The sequence below is a fragment of the Brevundimonas sp. GW821-FHT09G01 genome (assembly GCF_059416065.1).
Window position 1 is genome coordinate 710,551 of sequence record NZ_JBWKOL010000001.1, and the last position, 24,233, is coordinate 734,783.

Sequence of the window (24,233 nt, forward strand, 5' to 3'; positions counted from 1 at the left end):
GGCGCCGGTAAGGGCGCGAAAACAACAGCGGCGGCCCGAACGAGCCGCCAGCGAGCGCGGGCTTATGCATGAACCCGCTGGCGATTTCAAGGCAGTTGCGGCGACAGACCTAGCCGATCGCCTTTTCCATGACGATGAAGCTCAGATCATCCCGCAGCGGCAGGCCGAAACGCGCGTCGCCATAAGGAAACGGCTGGGTTTCGCCGGTGGCCGCATAGCCCAGCCGTTCGTACCAGGCGATCAGGGTCTCACGCTGGGGAAAGACCCAGATGGACACCCGCCGGGCGCCGAATCGGTCGGCCAGGGCCGCCTCGGCCGCGCCGACGAGCGCTCGCCCCAGGCCGCCGCCCTGACTCGTGGGGCTGACGGACAGCATGCCGAAATAGCCGACGCCCTCGCTGCGTCGGGCGATCAGGATGCTGCCGATCAAGTCGTCGCCCCGCCATGCGGTCAACAGGCCCTGCTCCGGATCGGCCAGGATGGAGACCAGCTCCTCGACATCGGTCCGCTGGCCCTCCAGCAGGTCCGCTTCCGTCGTCCAGCCCGCGCGCGACGCCTCGCCGCGATAGGCGCTCTCGACCAGGGCGTGCAGGGCGGGAATGTCAGCCGGGGTAGCGTCCCGGATCGTCAGCTCAGTCATGCGCCAACATGTCGGCGACCCGTTCGCCGATGGCAAGGGAGCTGGTCAGGCCAGGGCTCTCGATGCCGAACAGGGCCACCAGCCCGTCCAGCCCGTGATCGGACCGGTCCCTGAGCTGGAAGTCCGGCTGCGGCTCGCCCGGGCCATGCAGCTTGGGCCGGATGCCGGCGTAGTCGGGCGTCAGCGCGCCGTCCGGCAGGCCGGGCCAGAAGCGGCGGATGTAGTGCTCGAACTCCGCCGCCTTGGCGGGATCGACCGAATAGTCCTCGGTCTCGACATAGGCGAGGTCCGGGCCGAACACTCCCTGCCCGCCCAGATCCTTCCGGTAATGGGTGCCCAGCGCGCCGGGGATGGGCGGCGGATAGACCAGCCGCTCGAACGGCGCCTTGCCGGTCAGACGGAAGTAGACGCCCTTGCCCAGACGCCCCTTGGGGATGCGGTCGGCAGGATAGCCCTCGATCCGCGCGGCGACATCCTGCGCCTGCAGACCCGGCGCGGTGACCAACAGGCCGGTCGTCAGGGTCGCGCCGCCCTCCCCCGAATCTGGCCCGCCCGCCGTGATCGTGAAGCCGCCGGCAGGCAGGGGCTCGGCGCGTTCGAAGGGGGTAGATACGACGACGGAGCCGCCCGCGTCCTCGATCTCGCCCTGCAGGGCCAGCATGTAGTCGTGGCTGGCGAACAGGCCGCTCTCGGGCGACAGGATGGCCGCGTGGGCGTTCAGACCCGGCTCCAGGGCCCGCGCCTGGGCTCCGGTCAGGTGCTCCAGCCCCTCGACGCCGTTGGCCGCGGCCTGGTCGAAGATGGCCTCGATGCGTTCGACCTCGGCTTCCTCGGTCGCCACGACCAGCTTGCCGCATTTGCGGTAGTCGACCTTATGGCTGTCCAGGAAGCTGTAGAGCAGCCGCCGCCCCTCGACACAGAACCGGGCCTTCAGCGAACCGGTCGGATAGTAGAGGCCGCCATGGATGACCTCGCTGTTGCGAGAGGACACGCCCTGGCCGATGTGCGGCGCCGCCTCCAGCACCAGCACCGTCAGTCCGCGCCTGGACAGCGCCCGGCCACAGGCCAGCCCGACCGCGCCGGCGCCCACCACCGTCGCGTCGAAATCGAAGCTCATGCTCGCGGCCCGTAGCGCCGCGCCGCCTCGGCCTCGAAGCTGGACATCAGGGCCGAGACCGCCCGGTCGAAATTGGCCTGCAGCATCCCGTTCAGCAGGTGCGAGCGGAAGGCGAAGTCGATCATGAATTCCACCCGGGTTCCCTTGGGGTCGGGGAAGAACTCCCAGCGGTTCTTCAGGTGCCGGAATGGCCCGCGCAGCAGGCCGACCTCGACCATCGGCCGGTTTTGGTCATGCCGCACCCAGGTCGAGAATTTCTCGGTCAGGAAGGAGAAGCCGACCGAGGCCTCGGCGTCCTCGACGCAGACGCCCGGGCGCTCCTCGCGCCGGTTCCAGGTCCGCATGCCCGTCACCCACTTCACGAACTGGGGATAGGCCTTCACGTCCGCTACCAGCTCGGCCAGCTGATCCGGTTGATAGGGCAGGATTTTCGTGACGCGGTGGACGGCCAAGCGCGGCTCAGCGACCGGTCTGGGCCAGGCGCGCCGCCTTCAGCCGCGCGAAGTCGTCGCCGGCGTGGTGCGAACTGCGGGTCAGCGGGCTGGCCGACACCATCAGGAAGCCCTTGGCGCGGGCGATCGCCTCATAGGCCTTGAACTCTTCCGGCGTGACGAAGCGCTCGATGGCCGCGTGCTTGCGGGTCGGCTGCAGGTACTGGCCGATGGTGATGAAGTCGACGCCGGCGGAGCGCATGTCGTCCATCACCTGCATGACCTCTTCCTTGGTCTCGCCCAGGCCGACCATGATGCCGGACTTGGTGAACTGGTTCGGGTCACGCTCCTTGACCATCTGCAGCAGTCGCAACGAGTGGAAGTAGCGGGCGCCGGGCCGGATCTTCAGATAGAGGCGCGGAACCGTCTCGAGGTTGTGGTTGAAGACGTCGGGCGTGGCGTCGATCATCACCTCGGCCGCCCCGTCCTTGCGCAGGAAGTCAGGCGTCAGGATTTCGATGGTGGTGTTGGGCGCCTGCAGGCGTATCTGGCGCACCACCTCGGCGAAGTGGGCCGCGCCGCCGTCGGACACGTCATCACGATCCACCGAGGTGATCACGACGTGGTTCAGGCCCATCTGGGCGACGGCCAGCCCGACCTTGGCCGGCTCTTCCGGATCCAGCGGCTGGGGCAGGCCTGTCTTGACGTTGCAGAAGGCGCAGGCCCGCGTGCAGGTGTCGCCCATGATCATCAGGGTGGCGTGCTTCTGGCTCCAGCACTCGCCGATGTTCGGGCAGGCCGCTTCTTCACAGACGGTCACCAGCCCCTTGGAGCGGACGATCTCCTTGGTGGCGTTGTACTGGCCCGATCCGGGCGCCTTGACGCGCAGCCAGTCCGGCTTTTTCAGCACCGCGGTCTCCGGGCGGTTCTGCTTTTCCGGGTGACGCAGTTCGGACGGCGTCTTCTTCAACGTGTCGATCAGGGTGACCAAGGCGGGCTCGGGCTCCGAAGGCTTGAAGGCGGTATGTCGTCTTTCCCTGCGGCGAAGGCAAGGCGCGGCGGAACCTCACGCAAGGTAACGCATCTTTTCAAGGTGAACGCCGCGCACTAGTTTCCCCGCTCTAAAGCACGGGCGCGGGACAACGCGCCGACGGAGGATGAGTTTTGCGCGTACCGCTGGAAGCCAAGGTCGGCGAAGAAACCATATTCGACGCCCTGATCGCCGCGCGTGAGACCTATGGCGACAAGGAGATCCTGGAGGACCAGGATCGCAAGCCCCTGACCTATACCGGCCTGATCCGCGCCGCCTTCGTCCTGGGTCGCAAGATCGCCGCGGTAACCGAACTGGAAGAACGCGTCGGCATCCTGCTGCCGTCCAGCATGGGCGTGGTGGTGACCTTCTACGGTCTGCACGCGCACGGCCGCGTGCCGGTGATGATCAACTTCACGGCAGGCGAGCGGAACATCAAGGCGGCGCTGGCCGCCGCGGGCGTGAAGAAGGTCCTGACCGCCCGCCGCTTCATCCAGCAGGCCAAGCTGGACGAGCTGATCGCCGACATCGAGACCGTGGCCGAGATCGTCTGGCTGGACGACGTGCGCGCCTCCATCGGCCTGCAGGACAAGCTGTACGGCCTGATGGCCGGCATGATGCCCAAGCGCTTCGCCGTGAAGGCCGACCCATCGTCGCCCGGCGTGGTGCTGTTCACCTCCGGCAGCTTCGGCGCGCCCAAGGGCGTGGTGTTGAGCCAGTTGAACCTGGTCGCCAACTGCCGCCAGGTCGCCCAGCACATCCACCTGAAGCCGGAGTGGGTGATGTTCAACCCGCTGCCGACTTTCCACTGCTTCGGCCTGACCGGCGGCGTGCTGCTGCCCCTGCTGCAGGGCATGAAAGCCTTCCAATACCCCTCACCGCTGCACGCCAAGCAGATCGTCGAGCTGCTGCCGCAGGTGAAGGCCTCGATCCTGTTCGCGACCGACACCTTCCTGAACCAGTACGCCCGCGTCGCCGGGCCGGACGACTTCTCCACGCTCCAGTTCGTGGTCGCCGGCGCCGAGCGGGTGCGCGACGAGACCCACCACCTGTTCAACACCCGCTTCCACGGCCTGAAGCTGCTGGAAGGCTACGGCGCCACGGAAGCGGCGCCTGTGGTGGCCGTGAACCATCCGGACCGCAACCGCCCCGGCTCGGTCGGCCAGATCCTGCCCGGCATGGACTGGAAGCTGGAAGAGGTGCCCGGCATCGCCGAGGGCGGCCGGCTGTACCTGCGCGGCCCCAACGTCATGGAAGGCTATCTGTCCGCCGACGACCCCCGCGCCATCGAGCCGCTCAAGGACGGCTGGCATGACACCGGCGACATCGTCGCCATCGACGACGAGGGCTATATCGAGATCCTCGGTCGGGTGAAGCGCTTCGCCAAGATCGGCGGCGAGATGGTCTCCCTGACCGCCGTCGAGGGCCTAGCCAGCGCCGTCTGGCCGGAATCGCGCCACGCCGTGGTCTCCATCCCCGACAGCCGCAAGGGCGAGAAGCTGGTGCTGGTCACAGACCGCAAGGACGCCGATGTCGCCCGCCTGGCCGAATGGGCCCGCGAGCACGGCGCACCCGAGCTGGCGGTGCCCAAGAAGATCATGCGCGTCGGCGAGGTGCCCGTCCTGGGCACGGGTAAGACGGACTACGTCGCCATCCAGCAGATGGCCGAGGTCGACAAGGCCGCGTGACCTGGGCCGCCTGATCAGGCCGGTCTGACTTGTACCCCGCCCGACTCGGCTCAGAGTGCCGTTCTCTGAAACGAGAGGGAGGGTTCCATGTTCAACAAGTTCTCCGCCTATCAGCCGCAGCTGCTCAGCGTCCTGCGGATCGTCACGGGTCTTCTGTTCATCAGCCACGGCACGGCCAAGGTGCTGGGCTTCCCGGCCGTCGACGGCGTGCCGCCCCCGGGCCTCAGCCTGGCCGGCCTGTCGGGTCCGCTGGAGCTGGTGCTGGGCGCCCTGTTCCTGATCGGCCTGTTCACCCGTCCGGTCGCCTTCCTAGCCTCCGGCTTCTGCGCCGTCGGCTACTGGATGGTCCACGCCAAGATGGGCGCGTTCCCGATCGTCAATGGCGGCGAGACCATCGCCCTGTACTGTTTCGTCTTCCTGTATTTCGTCGCCGCGGGCCCTGGCCCGTGGTCGGTCGACAGCGCCATGAAGAAGGGCGGCTGATCAGCCGATCCTGACGCCCGTCATCGAGATCGATCCACCCTCGATGACGTCGTTGAAGAAGCTCACGTCGTCGCCCGGCATCCGCTGGGCGGCGACGTAGAGCAGCGGCAGATAGTGTTCGTCGGTCGGCACGCTCAGCTGGGCGTCCTCGGCCAGGCCGACCCAGTCGACCAGGGCGTCGTCGTCGCCGCGCACGAAGGCGGACTTCACCGCCTCGTTGAAATGCACCGCCCAGTCATACGGCTCGCCGCCCGCGCGCTTCCAGGCGCGCAGGTTGTGCACGAAGTCGCCCGAACCGGCGATGATGATCCCCTCGTTCCGCAGCGGCGCCAGGCGTCGAGCCAGTTCATAGTGACCGCGCGCGTCCAACTGGCGGTTCAGCGACAGCTGGACGATCGGCACATCGGCCTCGGGCCAGACGTGGGCCAGCACGGACCAGGTCCCATGATCCAGCCCCCACTGGGTGGTCAGGATGGCGCCGGTCAGCTCCGACACCCGCGCGGCCAGCTCCGGCGACCCCGGCGCGGGATACTGCATCGCATGCAATTCTTCAGGGAAGCCACCGAAATCATGGATGGTTTCCGGTTGCGCCTGCGCCGTCACGCCCAGCCCGCCGGTTTCCCAGTGGGCCGAGACCATGACCACGCCCTTCGGCTTGCCCACGGCCTCGCCCAGCGCGCGCCAGGCGTCCGCGAACGGACCGCCCAGCGCGTTCATCGGGGAACCGTGACCGAAGAAGATCGCCGGCTGCCGCATGATCAGCCGAACAGCTTCTTCGCCGTCTCGGCGACGTAGCGGCCCTGGAAACGGGCGCCGTCCAGCTCGTTGTCGCTGGGCATGCGGGCGCCGGTCCCGCCCGTGATCGTCGAGGCGCCGTAGGGCGAGCCGCCGGTGATCTCGTCCATCGTCTGCTGGCCGCTCCAGGCGTAGGGCAGGCCCGCGATCAGCATACCGTGGTGCAGCAGGGTCTGGATCAGGCCGATCAGGGTGGTTTCCTGACCGCCGTGCTGGGTCGCGGTCGAGGTGAACGCCGCGCCGACCTTGCCGACCAGCGCGCCCTTCATCCAGACGCCGCCGGTCTGGTCCCAGAAGTTGCGCATCTGCGAGGCGGCGGTGCCGTAGCGGGTGCCCGCGCCCACGATGACGGCGTCATAATTCTCCAGATCGGCCGCGGTCGCGATCGGCGCGCTCTGATCCAGCTTGTAGCCGCTCTCCCTGGCCAGCTCTTCCGGCACCAGTTCCGGCACGCGCTTGATATCGACCGTCACGCCCTCGATCGAGCGCGCGCCCTCTGCGACCGCCTCGGCCATGGTTTCGATGTGGCCGTAGGTGGAGTGATAGAGAACCAGAACGCGGGCCATAAGGCATCTCCTGAGGGTTTAGATACAGCAACAGTATCAGTGCCCATTTGAGCGGTCGGCCGGTGAGGCGCAAGAGCCCGCCGCAGGAATGTTGCGAAGACCGTTCCGGTTTCCCACGTCCATCCAAACAGGCCGGGAGCAGCCCTCATGTTCGATCATCTTTCCGTCGGCGTTCGTGATCTCGACACGGCCCGGCGCTTCTACGCCGCCCTCTTCTCGCCCCTGGGCCACGGCGAGGCTGCGGCCTCGGACTCGGAGCTCGCCTTCGGCCCCGGCGGTCTGGTGCGTCAGTTCTTCGTCTATCCGGTGTCGGGCGAACGCGTCGCCGGCCTGGGCAGCCACATCGCCTTCTCGGCCCCCGGCCGCGCCGCCGTGCACGAGGCCTTCGACGCCGCCGTGGCCCTGGGCGCGACCGTCGTCCGCCCGGCCGGAGCCCACCCGGACATCGCCTCGGACTACTACGGCGCCGTGCTGCTGGATCCGGACGGCAACAAGCTGGAGATCGTCGCGGGTCCCATGCACTAGGCACGGTTGATCGGACACACCCGGTCGTAGAAGGCTTGGTCCGCGGGAACGGTCATTCCGCGCGACAGCCGGAAGCGGTGCTCCACCACCATCGCTTGCTGCTCGATGTTCAGATGGTCCCAGTCGCAGTCGGCGGCCAGGGGATAGGCGTAGCTGGCCAGGCTGTCCCCTGCCCCCAGTTTGGCGGTCAGCAGGTTCACGCCGTGCTGCGCCTGCCAGACGTGGGTCAGCTCATGGATGAAGGTCGACTGGCGGCCCAGCGGCGCGGTCGACAGGTCGGCCGGCAGCGACCTTTTGGGCCAGACGATCCAGTCCCGCCAGAACCAGCGGCCGGGCACGAAGGCCCGATCGAACGGCCATGGGGCCGGCAGGAAGCGGATGGTCTCGCACTCCAGGCTGTCCCCGAAGGCCTCGCGGGCCAGCGCGGTCTCGCCCGGCGTCAGCGGACGCATCAGGGCGGCGGGGGCGCGCCGACGTAGCCGCCGGTCGGGCTGACCCACTCCCAGTGCCAGGGTTCATAGACATAGGGGACGAAGCCGAACCGCCCCGCGTTCCGGACCAGCCAGCGATAGGTCGGGCCGCGCGTCATGTGCAGTCGGCTCACCGCCGAGGTGTTGTCCACCCCCAGCCCGGCGATCTGACCGACGTAGAGGTCCACGGCCGTTCCGGTCCGGTGCGGCGAACAGGCGGCGCGGCGCAGGCCGTCGCAATTGCCCTGCTGGGCGCAGCGGGCGGCGTCCGCCTCGGGATCCCGGAAGCCGGAGAAGATCTGCAGCAACTCGGGATCGTTTGCCACCTCGGGCACCTCGGCGCGGGCGGCGGCGACCAGCTCGCGATAGGCGTCCAGCACGTCGCGGCGCAGCAGCCGGGTCAGGCGGTCGGCGTGCTCCTCGGACTCGACCAGATAGCCGAGCTGGTACAGCGGCGGCGGATCGGGACAGGGCTGCTCGCGCACTCGGGCCATGATGAAGGGCCGCCGCTCCTGCCAGACGCCGCGGAACACCTGGAATGTCGCCGCGTCGAACCAGCCGGTCGGCGGCAGGCCGTGGCTGTACTGGAACTCGGCCAGCGCCCGGGAGAAGCGCGGCGACGCGGGCGCGCAGTCCGTGCCGATCTCCTTCTGGATCAGCGGCAGATAGGTCTCCCAGCCGAACTCGGTCGCGCTGAAGGGCGCCCATTCCATGCGCTGGAAGGAGACGGCGTTGGCGAAGGCCGGGCCGCCCCACTCGACCGGATCGGCCTCGCAGCCGCCGCGCCCCTCCCCACGTCCTTGGGCCGAGGCGGCGCCGGCCAGGCACAGGCCCGCCAGCAGGGCCGCGCTGGCCGCGAGTCTCGACAGGAGGACGCCCCGGATCATGGAGGGATGGTGGCCCGGAGATCATGTCGGCGGCAAGGCCCTTCGCGACCCTCGCGCGCGGACGGCAAAGGCGGCATGGTGGCGCGGACGGCGACTCGGGACCGTCGCACCGGACCTGTCCATGACCGACGCCGCTCCGCCCGCCCCGGCTCGCCGCTCCAACGCCGTGCTCGCCGCCTTCTCGACCGTCTGCCTGCCGCTGGCGGCCTTCGGCGTGGCCCTGCCGGTCACCCTGCCGGAGTTCTACGCCACCTTCGTCGGCCTGGAGCTGGGCGTGGTGGCGACGGTGTTCATGGCCGTGCGCCTGATCGACATCACCTTCGACCCCTTCATCGGTTGGGCCATGGACCGGACCAAGACCCGGTTCGGCCGCTACCGCCCGTGGATGGTGGCCTCGACCCCGGTCCTGATGCTGTCGGCCCTGATGATGTTCGTGCTGGTTCAGCCGGGCGCCGGGGCGGCCTATCTCTTCGCCTGGCTGCTGGTGCTCTACCTCGGCTTCTCGATCGCCACCCTGGGCCAGCTGGGCTGGGCCTCTGTGCTGGCGCCGGAATACGACCAGCGCAGCCGGGTCTACGGCTGGTGGCAGGTGTTCAACATCATCGGCGTCATCCTGATCCTGATCCTGCCGACCGTGGTCATCCAGCTGGGCATCGGCACCTACGCCGACGGCGTGCGCATCATGGGCTGGGCCATCCTGATCGCCCTGCCCGTCACCATCGGCCTGACGCTGTTCGTGGTGCCCGAGCCGGTCAACGCCGGCGCCGCGCCGCACGGCGGGCCCAAGGCCTATCTCGCCCTGTTCAAGCGCAAGGCGGTCCGGAAGCTGCTGTTCGCGGACGTGCTCCTGGGCGTGGCGCCGGGCATCACCGGCTCGCTGCTGTTCTTCTTCTTCGGCCAGATCAAGGGCTACGGCCATACCGAGGCCTCGCTGTTCATGCTGCTGTACTTCGTCGCCGGCCTGGTGGGCGCGCCTTTCTGGGCCTGGCTGGCCACGCGGGTGGGCAAGGACAAGGCCCTGGCCATCGCCAGCCTGAGCTTCGCCGGCCTCTACATCGGCGCGACCCTGGTCCCGGGCGGCAACTTCGCCCTGACGGCGGCGGTCATGTTCCTGGCCGGCCTGCCCTATGCGGCGGGCCTGTTCCTGCTGCGGGCCATGATGGCCGATGTGGGCGACGAGGTCCGGCTGGAGACCGGCGTGGACCGCACCGGTCTGATGTTCTCCATCCTGTCGGCCACGACCAAGATCGGCCACGTGGTCGCCCTGATCCCCTACCTGATCCTGCAGTGGGTGGGCTTCAAGGCCATCGCGCCGGCGGGGGGCAACAGCGAGATGTCGCTGCTGACCCTGCAGGTCCTGTTCATCCTGCTGCCCGGCCTGCTGCTGGCGGCGGCCGCGCTGGTGCTGAGGAACTATCCGCTGACGCCCGCCCGGCACGACGAGATCCGCCTGGCGCTGGAGGCCCGCGACGCCGCATGACGCCTATCGACCGCCTGAACGCCATCATGGCCCGGCTCCGCGCGCCCGTGAGCGGCTGTCCCTGGGACGTGGAGCAAACCTTCGAGACCATCGCCCCCTACACGCTGGAGGAGGCCTATGAGGTCGCCGACGCCATCGAGCGCGGCGACATGGACGACCTGAAGTCCGAGCTGGGCGACCTGCTGTTCCAGGTCGTCTTCCACGCCCGCATGGCCGAGGAGCAGGGCCTGTTCGTGTTCGACGACGTGGCCGACGCCATCGCCGACAAGCTGGAGCGCCGTCACCCGCACGTCTTCGGCGACGAGGCGGCCAAGGCCGACGGCGTGGCGCAGAAGGCCCGCTGGGAGGACATCAAGGCCGCCGAGCGCAAGGCCAAGGCCCAGCACGGGGTGCTGGACGACGTGCCGGTAGGCCTGCCCGCCCTGGCCCGCGCCGCCAAGCTGACCAAGCGCGCCGCCCGCGTCGGCTTCGACTGGCCCTCGACCGACGAGGTCTTCGACAAGCTGCACGAGGAGGTCGCCGAGCTCCGCGCCGAGATCGCCGCCGGGGACCTCGACAAGGCCAAGGGCGAGGTCGGCGACCTGCTGTTCGTGGTGGCCAACCTGGCGCGCAAGCTGGGGGTCGAGCCGGAGGACGCGCTGCGCGGGTCCAACGCCAAGTTCGTGCGCCGCTTCGGCTTCATCGAGGCGGAGCTGGCCAAGGCGGGCAAGACGCCGGAGCAGTCGGACCTGGCGGAGATGGACGGTCTGTGGGACGCGGCCAAGGCGGCGGAGCGGGCATGAGCGCTGATCAGCACGATCCCGGCGGCAAGGTCCGGCTGGCGCTGATGCCGGGCGTGAACGGCGACGCGACCTTCAGCCCGGACGGGCGCTATCGCCAGCTGATGCGGCGCTGGCTGGGACCCGAGTTCCCCGAGCGCTACGTCCTGTTCATCGGCATGAACCCGTCGACGGCGGACGCCAGCGTCAACGACCCGACCTGCGCGCGGGAGTGGACCTTCAGCCAGCGCGAGGGGTTCGACGCCATGGTCAAGGCCAACGTCGGCGACTACCGGGCGACCGACCCCAAGATGCTGCTGGCGCCCGGCGTCGAGGCTTCGTCGCCCGACAACCTGCCGGCCATCCGCAAGGCCGCCGCCGGAGCCGGGCTGGTGGTCCTGTGCCACGGCAAGCTGAATAAGGCGCTGGCCCCAGCGGGCAAGGCCCTGGTCGAGGCGCTGCGGCGGGACGGGGTGCCCCTGTGGTGCTTCGGGACCAACGCAGACGGGAGTCCGAAGCATCCGCTCTACCTGCGCGGAGACACGCCGCTGAGGCCGTTCGACGCCAGCTAGCTGTACCGCAGCTCCTGCAGGTCGATCTCGCGCATCAGCCGTTTCGCCGTGGTCTCGTCGATCAATTTCGAGCGCGCCAGTTTGCTGAGTTCGATGCGTTCGGCGGCGAGCCCCACCAGACGCAGTTCGCGTTCGACGACATCGGCCTGGCGGGCGGCCTCGAGATCGTCCTCGTCGGTGCGGGTGCGGTTTTCGATGCGGCGGCGGTAGATCTCCATGAGCCGGCTGGCGATGTCGGAATAGAGGTCCGGATTGGGTCGCCCCTCGGCCATGGTGTGGGAGGCGTCCTCGATGGCGCGCAGGGCCGCCATCGCCGCGGCGACCCGACCGTGGTCCTCCTCACGCTGGTGCGAGGGCTCGGGCGGCAGTTCGACGCCCTTCAGCAGCCTGGGCAGGGCGATGGTCGCCACGATCAGCGAGACGATGATCACCGCGGCGGCCAGGAAGATGGCCATGGTCCGCGACGGCATGGGCGAGCCGTCGTCGAGGGTGAAGGGCACGGTCAGGATGCCCGCCAGGGTGATGGCCCCGCGCACCCCCGCCAGCGACATGACCGCGGTCAGGCGCAGGCCGACCTTGGGCGGCGGGCCCTTCTGCCGCTTGCGGAACAGGGTCAGGCGCAGGGAGGTCCACACCCAGATGAAGCGCAGGGCCGCGAGCGCGGCGAAGGTGACGAAGACATAGATCGCCAGCCACCAGACCTCGGGCCGGCTGGTGCCCGCGACCACCTCGGCGGCGCGCGACAGGATCGAGGGCATCTGCTCGCCCAGGATGACGAAGATGATGCCGTTGGCGGCGAACTGGACCGTGTCCCAGACGGCGCCGCGACGGACGCGGGTGACGGCCAGCGCCTGGCCCTTGGCCCCGCCCCGCTCGGTGAAGCTCATGGTCACGCCGGCCGCGACGGCGGCCAGGATGCCGGAGGCGTGCACCTTCTCGGCGACCAGATAGGCGGCGAAGGGGATCAGCAGGCTGATCAGGATCTGGGCGCCGACATCCTCGCCCCACCGGCGGCTGACCCAGGCCTTGGCCAGGCTGATGAGCAGAGTCACGCCGACCCCCGCGGCGACACCGGCCAGCGCCAGCCAGGCGAAGCTGGCCACCGCATGGCTCAGGACGAAGGTCCCGGTGGAGGCCGCCACGATGGCCAGCCGCATGCAGGTCAGGCCGGTGGCGTCGTTGAGCAGCGACTCCCCTTCGAGAATATGCATCAGCCGCTTGGGGATCGGGGCGCGGGCGGCGATGGCCTGGACCGCGATGGGATCGGTCGGCGACAGGATGGCGGCCAGGGCGAAGGCCACGGCCAGCGGCATCTCCGGGATCATCCACCAGAGGAGGAAGCCGAGACCGACGACGGTGAAGACCACCAGCCCCAGCGCCAGCTCGAGGATCACCGCCCGGTCGCGGAACAGGGCCTCATTGGGAATGCGCCAGCCGTCGAGGAACAGCAGGGGCGGCAGGAAGAGCAGGAAGAAGATATCCGGCTCCAGATCCACCGCCTCGCCGGTGACCAGCACCACCCCCGCCCCCAGGGCGATCTGGACCAGCGGCAGGGCGATGCGGGTGATGCGGGCGACCGAGCCCGACACCACCACGGCCAGGAGCAGCAGGAGGGTGGTCTCGATCAGGTGCATCGCGCGCTCTTTCGCACGACGGAAAAAACGGGGTGCGAACAGTGCGAAACCTGCCCGTAAGTCCCTGTTATGTCACGAGTCGAGAATCGCACTGTTCGTCGTGTTCCGCGCCTGAATCATCCTGCGCCGCAGTATGGCACGGCGATGCGGCGAAAACGGACGCCTGTCAGCCGAACTGCCGCTCGAACCGGCCCAGCGCCGCGGGGTGCAGGCGCACGGTGACGTGGGTGCGGCCTTTGTCGTCGGTCTCGCGGCCGGTGACCCGGCCGTTCTCATAGAGCCAGGCCAGGGCCTCGCCCTGATGGGGGGCCAGCACCAGCGCGCTCTCGGGATCGTCGTCGATCAGGCCCGCGATGGTCTCGCGCAGGGGATCGATCCCCTCCCCGGTCCAGGCGGAGACGGCCACGGCCTGACCCTGGGCGCGCAGGCGTTCGGCCTGGCCGAGCACGGCCTCGCGGGTCTCGGCGTCGAGCAGGTCGATCTTGTTCCAGACCTCAAGGATGCGGCGTGGCTTGGGTTCGCCGTTGGCGTCCTCGACCATGGGGATCTGTTTCAGCACCGCCTCGACGTCCTTGGCCTGGGCTTCGCTGTCGGCGGAGGCGATGTCGCGGACGTGCAGGATCAGGTCGGCCTCGCCGACCTCTTCCAGGGTGGCGCGGAAGCTTTCGACGAGTTCGTGCGGCAGGTCCGAGATGAAGCCGACGGTGTCCGCCACGATGGCCGGACGGCCCTGCGGCAGGCGGATGGTGCGCTGGGTGGTGTCCAGGGTGGCGAACAGCAGGTCCTTGGCGAAGACCTCCGATCCCGTCAGCCGGTTGAACAGGGTCGACTTGCCGGCGTTGGTGTAGCCGACCAGGGCCACGGTCGGGAACGGGACCTTCTGGCGGGCCTTGCGGTGCAGGCCGCGGGTGCGGCGCACCTCTTCCAGCTCGGCCTTCAGCTTGACGATGCGGTCGGCGATCAGGCGGCGGTCGAGCTCGATCTGGGTTTCGCCGGGACCGCCGGTCGAGCCGGTGCCGCCCCGCTGGCGTTCCAGGTGGGTCCAGGTGCGGACCAGGCGCGAGCGCTCATAGTCCAGCCGGGCCAGTTCGACCTGCAGCCGGCCTTCCTTGGTCCGGGCGCGGCGACCGAAGATCTCGAGGATCAGGCCGGTGCGGTCGATGACCTTGCACTCCCAGGCCTTCTCCAGATTGCGCTGCTGCACCGGAGACAGGTCGTCATCGACGACCACGGCCTCGGCCTCGGCGGCGCGGACCAGGGCGGCCAATTCATCGACCTTGCCGGAGCCGAACAGGGTGGCGGGCGTGACCTTGCGCACGCGCACGATCTCTTCGGCGCGCACGTCGAGGTCCAGCGCGCGGGCCAGGCCCACGGCTTCCTCAAGGCGTTCCTCGGCGAGGCGGGAGCTTTCCGAACGTCCGTCGGGGTGGATGACGACCGCCCGGATCAGGGGGACGGAATGGTCGATATGCTTGGTGGTCAGAAGGGTGTCTCGAAGTGGTGAGTGGCGAGTGACGAGTGGCGAGGCTGAGCCAACGCTCCCACTATGTAGGAACTAACCCCGGCCAGCGCATCCCGCAGGAACACCGCTCGCCACTCGCCGCCCAGAACTGAATTCAGTCCTCGTCGGCTTCCGGCTCGTACAGCTGCACGGGCGCCGAGGGCATGATGGTCGAGATGGCGTGCTTGTAGACGAGCTGGGACTGGCCGTCGCGACGCAGCAGCACACAGAAGTTGTCGAACCAGGTCACGATGCCCTGCAGCTTGACCCCGTTGACCAGGAAGATGGTCAGCGGCGTCTTGGTCTTGCGGACCGAGTTGAGGAAGGTGTCCTGAAGGTTCTGACGCTTGTCTTGAGACATGGCAGGTTATCCCTGGTCTTGTTGTTCTCCGGCCGGGGAGCGGCGCGGGACCGGTCGATGCCGGCGACCGCCACCTTACCCGCCCCCGCGCCTCCCGCAACGCCCTAGATGGCGTCGCGGGTCCCGCGTTCGATATAAAGTTCGCGCAGACGGGTCGCGACCGGCCCGGGTTTGCCGTTGCCGATCTTCACCCCGTCGATGGAGACGGCGGGCATGACGAAGGCGCCGGCGGCGGTGAAGAAGGCCTCCTTGGCGCGCTGGGCCTCTTCCACGGTGAAGCCGCGTTCCTCCAGCTCGATGCCCTCTTCCTTGAGGATGTCGAGCAGAGTCGTGCGGGTGCAGCCCTTGAGGATGTTGGCCTGGGTGTCGCGGGTGCGCAGCTTGCCGTGCTCGTCGATGATCCAGGCGTTGGTCGAGGAGCCCTCGGTCACCAGACCCATGTCGTCGACCATCCAGCATTCGTAGGCGCCTCGGTCGCGGGCGTGCTGCTTGGCCAGCACATTGGCCAGCAGGCCGACCGTCTTGATGTCGCAGCGTCCCCAGCGGATGTCCGGCGTGGTGACCACGGCCACGCCGTTGGCGGCGGTGGCGTCGGACTTCATCGGGTTGATGGACTTGGAGGTGACCACCACGCTGGGCGGTGTGCCCTCGGGCGGGAACGGATGGTCGCGGCGCGCCGTGCCGCGCGTGACCTGCAGATAGACGATGCCGTTGCGGACCCGGTTGCGGCGAATGGTTTCCTTCAGCACCAGGGTCAGGCTTTCGCGCGACATGGGGATGTCGATGCGCAGCTCGTTGAGACTGCGGTGCAGGCGGGTCATGTGGCCGTCGAAATCGGCCATGCGGCCGTCGAAGACCGACCAGACTTCATAGACGCCGTCGGCGAACTGGAAGCCCCGGTCCTCGACGTGGACGGTGGCGCGGTTGTGCGGGACGTACTGGCCGTTGACGTAGGCGACGCGGCTCATTCCTCGACAGGCCCCTCTTCCTCTTCCTCGCCGCCGCGGGACGGCGAGACGCCCAACGACTTGAGCTTTCTGTGCAGCGCGGACCGCTCCATGCCGATGAAGGCGGCGGTGCGTGAGATGTTTCCGCCGAAGCGCATGATCTGGGCGGCCAGGTATTCACGCTCGAACACCTCGCGGGCCTCGCGCAGCGGCAGGGCGATGATGCGTTCGGCGCCCAGGGTGCCGGTGGAGTTGGCGTTGGTCGCCTCGGACGGCAGGGCGTCGGCGCCGATCGGATCGTTGATATCGCCGGTGGCGAGGATCAGCAGCCGCTCGACGTTGTTGCGCAGCTGGCGGACGTTGCCCGGCCAGGGATGGACCTGCAGCACGGCGATGGCGTCGTCGCCCAGGCGGCGGCGCGGCAGCCCCTGCGACGACGCCAGAGTTTCGATGAAGTAGTCGACCAGCTCCTGGATGTCCTCGCGGCGCTCGGACAGCGCCGGCACGCGGATCGGCACCACGTTCAGGCGGTGGAACAGGTCCTCGCGGAAGCGGCCCTCGGCGATCTCGGTCTTGAGATCGCGCGAGGTGGAGGTGACGACGCGAACGTCGACCTGCACGTCCTGCTCGCCGCCGACGCGTCGGAAGCGCTGCTCGACCAGGACGCGCAGGACGCGGCTCTGGCTCTCGCGCGGCATGTCGCCGACGTCGTCCAGGTAGAGGGTGCCGTTGTGGGCGCGTTCGAACACGCCGATCTTGCGCGGCCGGCCGTCGACGCCCTCCTCGCCGAACAGCTCCAGGTCGAGGCGTTCGGGGGTCATGCCGGCGGCGGCGATGGCCACGAACTCGCCGCGGGCGCGGGCGCTGGCCTCGTGGATCTGGCGGGCGACCAGCTCCTTGCCCGAGCCGGGCGGACCCGAGATCAGGACACGGCTGTTGGCCGGGGCGACCTTGGCGATGGTCGAGCGCAGGGTCTGGGCGGCCGCCGACTTGCCGATCAGGCCGGTCGGGGCGGCGACCTGGGCGCGCAGGCGGCGGTTCTCGCGCTTCAGCTGCGAGGCCTCCAGCGCGCGCTGGACGACGACGACCAGCCGGTCGGACTTGAACGGCTTTTCGATGAAGTCATAGGCGCCGCGCTGCAGGGCGCTGACGGCGGTTTCGATATTGCCGTGGCCCGAGATCATGACGACCGGCAGGTCCGGATCCAGCTCCTTGATCAGGTCCAGCAGTTCGAGGCCGTCGAGGCCGCCGCCCTGCATCCAGATGTCGAGCAGGGCCAGCGACGGGCGGCGCGCACGGATGGCGGCCAGGGCCTCGTCGGAGTTCGAGGCGACGCGCACGGCGTGGCCCTCGTCCTCGAGCAGGCCCGAAACCAGTTCGCGGATGTCGGCCTCGTCGTCGACGACCAGGATGTCGGCTCCGGTGGATCGCATATCGCCTCGCTATCGGGCCGCCGGAACGGCGCCGCCGGACGCTTTCGCGTCCTTCGACCCGGCCGGAGCCTTCACTGGGGATTTCAGGGGGAAGATCAGGCACACGCGCGCGCCGGACAGGGTCTCGGCGTCGGCCAGCTTCAGCTCGCCGCCGTGCTCCTCGCAGATGCGCTTGACGATGGCCAGGCCGAGGCCCGTGCCCTTCTCGCGCGTGGTCACGTAGGGTTCGGTCAGGCGGTCGCGGTCCTTGGCGGGCAGGCCCGGGCCGTCGTCCTCGATGACGAAGGTGGCGACACTGTCCTCGACGATGAGCCGGGCCGAGATGCCGGGCGTCGCATCGTCGCCCGGACGCGGCTGGGCTTCGCGGCGGGCCGCCACCGCCTCGCCGGCGTTCTTCAGGATGTTGGTCAGGGCCTGGCCGACCATCTGGCGGTCGGCGTGGAAGGTGACCTTGGGCAGGGGCTCGATCAGGTCCACGCCGATGTCGGGCGCGGCCACCCGCTGGGCGAACACGGCCTCGCGCAACAGCTCGTCCGGCTTCTCGGCGGTGAAGCGCGGCGCGGGCATGCGGGCGAAGGACGAGAACTCGTCGACCATGCGGCCGATGTCGCCGACCTGGCGGATGATGGTCTCGGTGCAGCGGTCGAAGACCTCGACGTCGTCCTCGACCCGGCTCCGGTAGCGGCGGCGCAGGCGCTCGGCCGAGAGCTGGATCGGGGTCAGGGGGTTCTTGATCTCGTGGGCGATGCGGCGCGCCACGTCGCGCCAGGCGGCGTTGCGCTGGGCCGTGACCAGGCGGGTGATGTCGTCGAACGTCAGCACCATCTCGCCGCCGACCCCGCCCTCGATGCGGACGCGCAGGCGACGGGTCTCGGCCTCGCCGCCCACGTCGATCTCTTCCTCGATATGGGCCTCGGCGCGGCCGGCCAGCTCGCTGAGCTCGGGCGAGACGTCGCCCAGCGGACGGCCGATGATGTCGTCTTCCGAAATGCCCAGCAGTTCGACGGCGCTGTCGTTGATGGCCGAGACGCGGCGCTGGCGGTCGACGCCGATGACGCCGGCGGAGACGCCGGACAGCACGGTCTCGATGAAGCGGGAGCGGCCCGTGGCCTCCTCGCTGGCGGTCCTGAGCGCGGCCTGCTGGGCCTCCAGGTCGCCGGTCATGCGGTTGAAGGCGGCCGACAGGGTCTTGATCTCGCCGGGGCCGTCGTTCGCGTCCACCCGGGCTGACAGATCGCCGCCGGCCACGGCGTCCGCCGCCACGACCAGACGGCCGATCGGGGCCGAGATGGAGTTGGCCGCCGACATGCCCAGCCAGACGGCGCCGACCAGCACCAGAAGCGCGGTTTCGACATAGCTGAGCGCGAAGACGGCCTGGATGCGCGCCCGGCTGGCCTCGGCCTCCTTGTAGGCCACGATGGACTCGCGGGCCGAGGCGACCTGTCCGATCAGTCCCGGCTGCAGGGGCCGGACGAGATAAAGGTAGGCGCCGCCGTAGGCCGGGAAGGCGCGCAGGCCGCGAATGGCGTCAGGCCCCTCCGTGAGCTGCTGCACGGACGGCTGTTCCTGCGTCTGCGCCTCCTCCAGCGCCTCGCGGGACGGAGCGACGTAGGGCGGAGCGTTCGGCCCTTCCCCGCTGGCCAGCACCTCGCCGTTCTCGTCCAGCAGATAGACGGCCGGATAGCCGAACAGCTGGCCGACCTGGCTGAGGGCGTCGGAGAACTGGATGCGGTTGTCGAACAGCGGGCGGATGCCCTCCAGCTGCTCGCCGATGACGGTGATGTCGGAGTCGATCTCGCTGGAGACGTCGCTGGTGTAGGCCAGGCCGATCGCGGCGCCGTTGTCGACGGCGGCCTGGACGTTGTCGCTGAACCACTGGTCCACCCCGCGGTTGACCAGCACCCCGAAGACCAGGGCGATCAGGACGGCGGGCACCAGCGCCACCGACGAAAACAGGATCACGAAGCGCAGATGGAGGCGCGCGCCCGCGTCGCCCCGGCGGCGGCGAACCAGGCTGAAGGCGCGGCGGCCGACGGTCGCGGCGAGCCCGCCGATCAGCAGCAGGTTGGCGATCAGGATCAGCAGCATCGTCTGGCTGACCGAGGCCCGGGCCCCCTCCCCGCCGAGGCCCGGGGCCACGGCGACCAGCCAGATGGCCGCGATATTGGTGATCAGGGCGATGGCGTAGGCGACCAGGAAAACCGTGCGGCGGCGTTCCTCCGACCAGCCGGCGAACCAGCGCGCCGGACCGCGAGGGGCGGTCGGTGCGGGATCGACGTCGGCGGCGGGTGTGTCCGTCATGCCGCGCCAGCTTCAACCAGCTGTGGCGCAATATCAACAACAGAGTTGCTGGAATGCGTCACCGGAGACCACAGTTCGGTCAAGGCCGCCTCGACCTCGGCCGGGCTGTCGAGACGGCACAGCCGGCTCTTGGCCGCGCGGCGGTCCAGAGGATCGCCGGGCCATGGCGCCTGCTCGACGTACCACCCCAGATGCTTGCGGAACATCTTCAGCCCCAGCGGCAGGCCGTAGAAGCCCGCAGAGGCCCGCAGGTGTTCGATGACGATAGCCAGCCGTTCCTCGCGGTCCGGCTCTTCCAGAACGGTCCCGTCGGCCAGCGCCCGCTCCAGATGGGCCGCCAGCCACGGACGGCCGTAGACGCCCCGGCCCAACATCAGGGCGTCCGCGCCCGACTGCGCCAGGGCGTTGCGCGCATCCTCGGCGGTCAGGATGTCACCGTTGACGACCACCGGGATGGAGACCGCGGCCTTCACCTCGGCGACGGCGGTCCAGTCGGCCTTGCCGGTGTAGAACTGCTGGCGCGTGCGGCCGTGGACGGTGACCGCCTTGACGCCGATCTCTTCGGCCCGGCGCGCGATCAGGGCGGCGTTGCGGCTGGCGTCGTCCCAGCCGAGGCGCATCTTCACCGTCACAGGTCGCGTGGTGGCGGTCACCGCCGCCTCGATCAGGCGGCAGGCCAGGTCCGGCGTGCGCATCAGGGCCGAGCCGCAGGCGGCGCCGGTGACCTCCTTGGCCGGGCAGCCGAAATTCAGGTCGACGATGTCGGCTCCGGCCTGTTCGGCCATGCGCGCGCCCTCGGCCATCGCAACGGGATCGCGGCCGACCAGCTGGATCACCGTCAGGGGCAGGCCTTCGCCCACGGCGGCGCGGCGGACCACGTCGGGACGGGCACGCGCCAGTTCGGCGGCGGCGACCATCTCAGTGGCGACATAGGCGGCGCCCAGCCGCGAGGCGAGCACGCGGAAGGGAAGATCGGTGATCCCGGTCATGGGCGCGGTCAGCACCCGCCCGGGCACCCACACGTCGCCGATCTGAAGGCCTGCGGTCATCGGCTCCTTACCGCCGTTCAATGCGCTCTCGTCAAGCATGACGGCGGCCATTAGAAGGCCGGACATGACCTCGCCCCTCCCCGCCTTCGCCGCCGTCGTCGTCGCCGCCGGCTCCGGATCGCGCGCCGGCGGGGCCAAGCAATGGCGCCCGCTAGGCGGAAAGCCGGTGATCCGCTGGTCGGTCGAGGCCCTGCTGAAGGCGGGCGCCGAGGACCTGGTGGTGGTCGTGTCTCCGGGCGCGGGGGCCGAGGCCGCCGAAGCGCTGGCGGGCCTGACCGGCTGGCGCGCGGTCGTCGGAGGCGTCGCGCGGACCGACTCGGTGCGGGCCGGACTGGCGGCGCTGGGCGGAGCGGATGACCGCCCCGTGCTGGTGCACGACGCCGCCCGCCCCTTCCTGTCCGCGGCCGTCATCGCCCGCTGCGTCCAGGCACTGGATGACGCCGACGGTGCCCTGCCCGCCCTGCCCGTCGCCGACAGCCTGCGCCGCGCCGTGGACGGGGTGGTGTCCGGCGCGGTGGAGCGCGAGGCCCTGTGGCGCGCCCAGACCCCGCAGGCCTTCCGCCTGAAGACCCTGACCGAGGCCTTCGCCGCCTGGCCGGAGGGCGAGACCGCCACGGACGAGGCGACCGTGGTCGAGCGCGCCGGCGGCCGCGTCCGCATCGTCGAGGGCGACGCTCGCCTGATGAAACTGACCTTCCCCGAGGATTTCGCCATGGCCGAGGCCCTGATCCCCCGCGCCGTCCGCGTCGGCCAGGGCTACGACGTGCACCGCTGGGGCCCGGGATCGTCGGTGTGGCTGTGCGGGCTGGAAGTGCCGCATGACCAGACCCTGATCGGGCACTCGGACGCCGACGCCGGCCTGCACGCCCTGACCGACGCCATCCTGGGCGCGCTGGGCGAAGGCGACATCGGCGATCATTTCCCGCCCACCGATCCGCAGTGGAAGGGCGCCTCGTCGGACCTGTTCCTGAAGCATGCGGCCGATCTGGTCCGCGCGCGCGGCGGGCGGCTGTCGAACGTGGACGTGACCCTGATCTGCGAGCGACCCAAGGTGAAGCCGCACCGGCAGGCCATGCGCGAGCGGCTGGCCGAGATCCTCGACCTGCCTCTGGACGCCGTCAGCGTGAAGGCGACGACGACCGAGGGTCTGGGCTTCACCGGCCGCGGCGAGGGCCTGGCGGCCCAGGCCGTGGCGACGCTGGAACTGCCCTTCCCCTAGAGCGGGCGTTCCGGCGGCGGGAAGCGGCTGCGCCACAGCGCCCCGAACAGGTTGACGTAGTCGTCCGTCCACGGCCGCACCGAGGTCCGGCCGGGCGTCGTCCAGCGCGGGTCGCGGGTGAAGTCCGCCAGGCCTTGCGCGGTCGGCGACAGGATCAGGGCCTCGGTCGAGGCTTCCGACATGTCGGGCGACTCCGTGCCCTCGTAATAGATCTGGTGCAGGCTCGGCACGCCCAGCTGCTGGGCCGCGGCGATGGCCGGCAGGGTGATCTCGAGGTTGCGGTTCGACAGGTGCAGCAGCACCACCCCGTTCGGCTTCAGCAGGCGCAGATAGCCCTGGATCGCCTCGGCGGTCAGCAGGTGGGTCGGCACCGCGTCCGACGAGAAGGCGTCGATGATCAACAGATCGTAGCTGCCCGCAGGCTGATGGTTCAGCGTCAGGCGCGCGTCGCCCAGCACGGTGTCGATCGGCCCCTCGGCGCATTTCGAGATGTAGGTGAACCATTTGGGATCGCGCGACAGCCGGTCCACCGCCGGATCGATCTCGAAGAAGGTCATGCGGTCGACCGGGCGCTTGTAGGCCGCCATGGCGCCCGAGCCCTGCCCCACCACGCCGATCCGGGCGGGCCCGCGCTGCTGCACCATCAGGGCCGACTGACCGATGGGGGTGGCGACGTTGTAGTAGAGGGTCGGCGCGCACTCGTTGTGCCCGTGCCGCGCCTGCGCTCCGTGCAGGGTGGTGCCGTGCATCAGCACATGGACATCGCCGCCCAGCCGGGGGTCCTGCACATTGGCCACCCGCATGACGCCGAAGAAGCTGCGCTCCGAGAAGGTCCAGTCGTAGCCCCGCGCGATCCACTGCGACGACAGGGCGATCATCACCAGGATGACGGTGTAGACCGGCGCCCGGTCGCGGACCAGGAAGGCGCAGATCGCCGCCGGGATCAGCATGAACATGGCCAGCTGACCCATGCCGAGCGGGAAGAACTGGTAGAAGGCCCGGCGCGCCTCGTCGTTGGAATCCAGCCACAGCGACAGCAGGACCGGCGCGGCGGCCACCGCGGCGGCGGCGATCAGGGCGCCCAGGAGCTTGCCGGTGATCTCGCCCTTGCCCCACGGACGGGCCAGGCCGACCAGAACCAGGACCAGCGGATACTCCCAGACCATGTTGAAGATCACGGGGGCCAGCAGGGCCGTGAAGGCGCCGCCGACCACGCCGCCCAGCGACATCAGCAGGTAGAATTCGGTCAGCCGATCCGGCGCGGGCCGCCGCTTGGCCAGCAGCTGGTGGCACATCAGGGCGGCGAAGAAAAAGGCGATGATGTTGATGCCGAACGCCAGACCCCAGTTGGCCGAGCGGAAGGCGACCAGCAGCACGCAGACCGCCCCGACCGCGCCCTGGACGATCAGGGTGATGGGCAGCGGGATCCAGGGCTTGTTCTGGAAGGCGATGACGAAGGTCAGCAGGTAGAGCGCCAGCGGGATGACCCACAGGAAAGGCGCAGAGGCCACGTCGGTGGACAGGTGGGCGGTGACGCCCAGCATCAGGCTGGACGGCGCGGCGGCGAGCAGGACGAGCACGCCCTTCTCGCGCCACGGGATCGGCGCGCTCTTCTCCAGCGCCGCGGGCTCGGCGGCGCGATCGACCCGGCGGCTCCAGACCACGAAGGCCAGCAGGGCGATCAGGATCATGAAGACGGCGTAGCCGCCGCTCCAGCCGAGACGCTGGCCGGACAGGGTCGACAGCGGCTCGATCAGAACCGGATAGGACAGCAGCGCCAGGAAGCTGCCCAGGTTGGAGGCGGCGTACAGCACATAGGGGTTCTTGCCGTCCGCATGACCGGCGCGGACCCGGGCGAACCAGGCTTGAAGCAGGGGCGCGGTGGCCGACAGGATGGCGAAGGGCGCGCCCACCGACAGGGCCAGAGTGCCCAGCAGCCACCCGATGGGCGCCGCGGGGTCGGGATCGCCCAGCCAGCCGTTGATGTGCAGCGGCAGGAACAGGGCCGCGCAGGTCAGCAGCACCAGGTGGACGGTGACCTGCAGCTTGATCGAGCCGATCTTCTGCACGGCGTGGGCGTAGCCGTAGCCGGCCAGCAGCGCCGCCTGGAAGAAGACCATTGCGGTATTCCACACCGACGGCGAGCCGCCCAGCATGGGCAGCACCAGCTTGGTCACCATGGGCTGGACCACGAAGACCAGCGACGCCGAGGTGAAGATCGCGACCGCGAACAGCAGGGGCGTCAAGCGGTCGGCGGGCGGCGCGGCCGTGTCGATGGTGGTGTCGCTCATGCCCGCCCCGTATGCTGGCGCCCGTATGACGCGGGTCACCCTAGCCCGACTCGCC

The 24,233-nt window shown here is 69.6% G+C and carries 23 protein-coding genes; 7 read left to right on the plus strand and 16 right to left on the minus strand.

The annotated features are described in order from the left end of the window. Positions 1-109: 109 nt before the first annotated feature. From AC07NB_RS03490 to lipA, 4 genes are read right to left on the minus strand one after another with little or no spacing between them, the layout of a single operon-like run. Complete coding sequence (locus tag AC07NB_RS03490) at positions 110-640, minus strand: GNAT family N-acetyltransferase (protein WP_291834708.1); 531 nt, start codon at positions 638-640, stop codon at positions 110-112. Further along, positions 633-1,757 carry an NAD(P)/FAD-dependent oxidoreductase gene (locus AC07NB_RS03495; protein ID WP_494570929.1) on the minus strand — a complete coding sequence of 375 codons (1,125 nt, stop codon included), beginning with the start codon at positions 1,755-1,757 and terminating at the stop codon, positions 633-635. Before AC07NB_RS03495 ends, AC07NB_RS03490 begins: the two co-directional genes overlap by 8 nt. Next, positions 1,754-2,209: a type II toxin-antitoxin system RatA family toxin gene (locus tag AC07NB_RS03500; protein ID WP_494570930.1), complete on the minus strand. Its 456-nt coding sequence runs from the start codon at positions 2,207-2,209 to the stop codon at positions 1,754-1,756. The genes AC07NB_RS03495 and AC07NB_RS03500 overlap by 4 nt, the downstream gene beginning before the upstream one ends. A 7-nt stretch (positions 2,210-2,216) precedes the next feature. Further along, entirely contained in the window at positions 2,217-3,179 is a 963-nt protein-coding gene (gene lipA, locus AC07NB_RS03505) for a lipoyl synthase (RefSeq protein WP_291834715.1), read from the minus strand. A 173-nt stretch (positions 3,180-3,352) separates the two neighbouring features. Between lipA and AC07NB_RS03510 the strand changes: the two genes are divergently transcribed. Next, positions 3,353-4,906: an AMP-binding protein gene (locus AC07NB_RS03510; RefSeq protein ID WP_494570931.1), complete on the plus strand. Its 1,554-nt coding sequence runs from the start codon at positions 3,353-3,355 to the stop codon at positions 4,904-4,906. Between the two features lie 87 nt (positions 4,907-4,993). Further along, positions 4,994-5,389 carry a DoxX family protein gene (locus AC07NB_RS03515; protein WP_492313069.1) on the plus strand — a complete coding sequence of 132 codons (396 nt, stop codon included), beginning with the start codon at positions 4,994-4,996 and terminating at the stop codon, positions 5,387-5,389. On the opposite strand, the gene ygiD is transcribed toward AC07NB_RS03515, so the two are convergent. Both ygiD and wrbA read right to left on the minus strand, forming a co-directional pair. After that, a complete protein-coding gene (gene ygiD / locus AC07NB_RS03520) occupies positions 5,390-6,145 on the minus strand; it encodes a 4,5-DOPA-extradiol-dioxygenase (RefSeq protein ID WP_494570932.1) in 756 nt (251 codons plus the stop codon). A gap of 2 nt (positions 6,146-6,147) precedes the next feature. After that, on the minus strand, positions 6,148-6,750 hold the full coding sequence (wrbA, locus tag AC07NB_RS03525; RefSeq protein ID WP_291834726.1) for an NAD(P)H:quinone oxidoreductase: 603 nt from the start codon (positions 6,748-6,750) through the stop codon (positions 6,148-6,150). Positions 6,751-6,897: 147 nt separating this feature from the next. On the opposite strand from wrbA, the gene AC07NB_RS03530 reads away from it, so the two are divergent. After that, positions 6,898-7,275, plus strand: a complete 378-nt coding sequence (locus tag AC07NB_RS03530) for a VOC family protein (RefSeq protein ID WP_494570933.1) — start codon at positions 6,898-6,900, stop codon at positions 7,273-7,275. On the opposite strand, the gene AC07NB_RS03535 is transcribed toward AC07NB_RS03530, so the two are convergent. Next, a complete protein-coding gene (locus AC07NB_RS03535) occupies positions 7,272-7,727 on the minus strand; it encodes a hypothetical protein (RefSeq protein ID WP_494570934.1) in 456 nt (151 codons plus the stop codon). The genes AC07NB_RS03530 and AC07NB_RS03535 overlap by 4 nt on opposite strands. Then, positions 7,727-8,632: a D-alanyl-D-alanine carboxypeptidase family protein gene (locus tag AC07NB_RS03540; protein ID WP_494570935.1), complete on the minus strand. Its 906-nt coding sequence runs from the start codon at positions 8,630-8,632 to the stop codon at positions 7,727-7,729. Before AC07NB_RS03540 ends, AC07NB_RS03535 begins: the two co-directional genes overlap by 1 nt. Positions 8,633-8,753: 121 nt before the next feature. Here AC07NB_RS03540 and AC07NB_RS03545 point away from each other — a divergent pair, with 121 nt between their 5' ends. Genes AC07NB_RS03545 through AC07NB_RS03555 form a run of 3 tightly spaced genes read left to right on the plus strand, consistent with a single transcriptional unit; the run spans position 8,754 to position 11,442 of the window. After that, the gene (locus tag AC07NB_RS03545) at positions 8,754-10,112 is read left to right on the plus strand and encodes an MFS transporter (RefSeq protein ID WP_494570936.1); all 1,359 of its coding nucleotides are present in this window, start codon (positions 8,754-8,756) and stop codon (positions 10,110-10,112) included. Next, positions 10,109-10,894 carry a nucleoside triphosphate pyrophosphohydrolase gene (gene mazG, locus AC07NB_RS03550; RefSeq protein ID WP_494570937.1) on the plus strand — a complete coding sequence of 262 codons (786 nt, stop codon included), beginning with the start codon at positions 10,109-10,111 and terminating at the stop codon, positions 10,892-10,894. The genes AC07NB_RS03545 and mazG overlap by 4 nt, the downstream gene beginning before the upstream one ends. Further along, complete coding sequence (locus tag AC07NB_RS03555) at positions 10,891-11,442, plus strand: DUF1643 domain-containing protein (protein WP_494570938.1); 552 nt, start codon at positions 10,891-10,893, stop codon at positions 11,440-11,442. Before mazG ends, AC07NB_RS03555 begins: the two co-directional genes overlap by 4 nt. On the opposite strand, the gene AC07NB_RS03560 is transcribed toward AC07NB_RS03555, so the two are convergent. The 7 genes from AC07NB_RS03560 to dusB all read right to left on the minus strand — a co-directional run bounded on the left by AC07NB_RS03560 (position 11,439) and on the right by dusB (position 20,668). After that, positions 11,439-13,076, minus strand: a complete 1,638-nt coding sequence (locus tag AC07NB_RS03560) for a Na+/H+ antiporter (protein ID WP_492313062.1) — start codon at positions 13,074-13,076, stop codon at positions 11,439-11,441. The genes AC07NB_RS03555 and AC07NB_RS03560 overlap by 4 nt on opposite strands. A gap of 166 nt (positions 13,077-13,242) precedes the next feature. Continuing rightward, the gene (gene hflX / locus AC07NB_RS03565; RefSeq protein WP_494570996.1) at positions 13,243-14,559 is read right to left on the minus strand and encodes a GTPase HflX; all 1,317 of its coding nucleotides are present in this window, start codon (positions 14,557-14,559) and stop codon (positions 13,243-13,245) included. Positions 14,560-14,692: 133 nt separating this feature from the next. Then, positions 14,693-14,938 carry an RNA chaperone Hfq gene (gene hfq / locus AC07NB_RS03570; RefSeq protein ID WP_013269198.1) on the minus strand — a complete coding sequence of 82 codons (246 nt, stop codon included), beginning with the start codon at positions 14,936-14,938 and terminating at the stop codon, positions 14,693-14,695. Between the two features lie 104 nt (positions 14,939-15,042). Further along, positions 15,043-15,906, minus strand: coding sequence for a D-amino-acid transaminase (locus tag AC07NB_RS03575; RefSeq protein WP_494570939.1), 864 nt, complete (start codon positions 15,904-15,906; stop codon positions 15,043-15,045). Next, entirely contained in the window at positions 15,903-17,318 is a 1,416-nt protein-coding gene (ntrX, locus tag AC07NB_RS03580; protein WP_492313060.1) for a nitrogen assimilation response regulator NtrX, read from the minus strand. The genes AC07NB_RS03575 and ntrX overlap by 4 nt, the downstream gene beginning before the upstream one ends. Positions 17,319-17,327: 9 nt before the next feature. Beyond that, entirely contained in the window at positions 17,328-19,619 is a 2,292-nt protein-coding gene (locus tag AC07NB_RS03585) for a sensor histidine kinase (protein ID WP_494570940.1), read from the minus strand. After that, positions 19,616-20,668, minus strand: coding sequence for a tRNA dihydrouridine synthase DusB (gene dusB, locus AC07NB_RS03590; protein WP_291839138.1), 1,053 nt, complete (start codon positions 20,666-20,668; stop codon positions 19,616-19,618). Before dusB ends, AC07NB_RS03585 begins: the two co-directional genes overlap by 4 nt. 64 nt (positions 20,669-20,732) lie before the next feature. Between dusB and AC07NB_RS03595 the strand changes: the two genes are divergently transcribed. Continuing rightward, positions 20,733-21,887, plus strand: a complete 1,155-nt coding sequence (locus tag AC07NB_RS03595; protein WP_494570941.1) for a bifunctional 2-C-methyl-D-erythritol 4-phosphate cytidylyltransferase/2-C-methyl-D-erythritol 2,4-cyclodiphosphate synthase — start codon at positions 20,733-20,735, stop codon at positions 21,885-21,887. Here AC07NB_RS03595 and AC07NB_RS03600 read toward each other — a convergent pair. Continuing rightward, entirely contained in the window at positions 21,884-24,178 is a 2,295-nt protein-coding gene (locus AC07NB_RS03600) for a fused MFS/spermidine synthase (protein ID WP_492313057.1), read from the minus strand. The genes AC07NB_RS03595 and AC07NB_RS03600 overlap by 4 nt on opposite strands. Between the last annotated feature and the right edge of the window lie 55 nt (positions 24,179-24,233).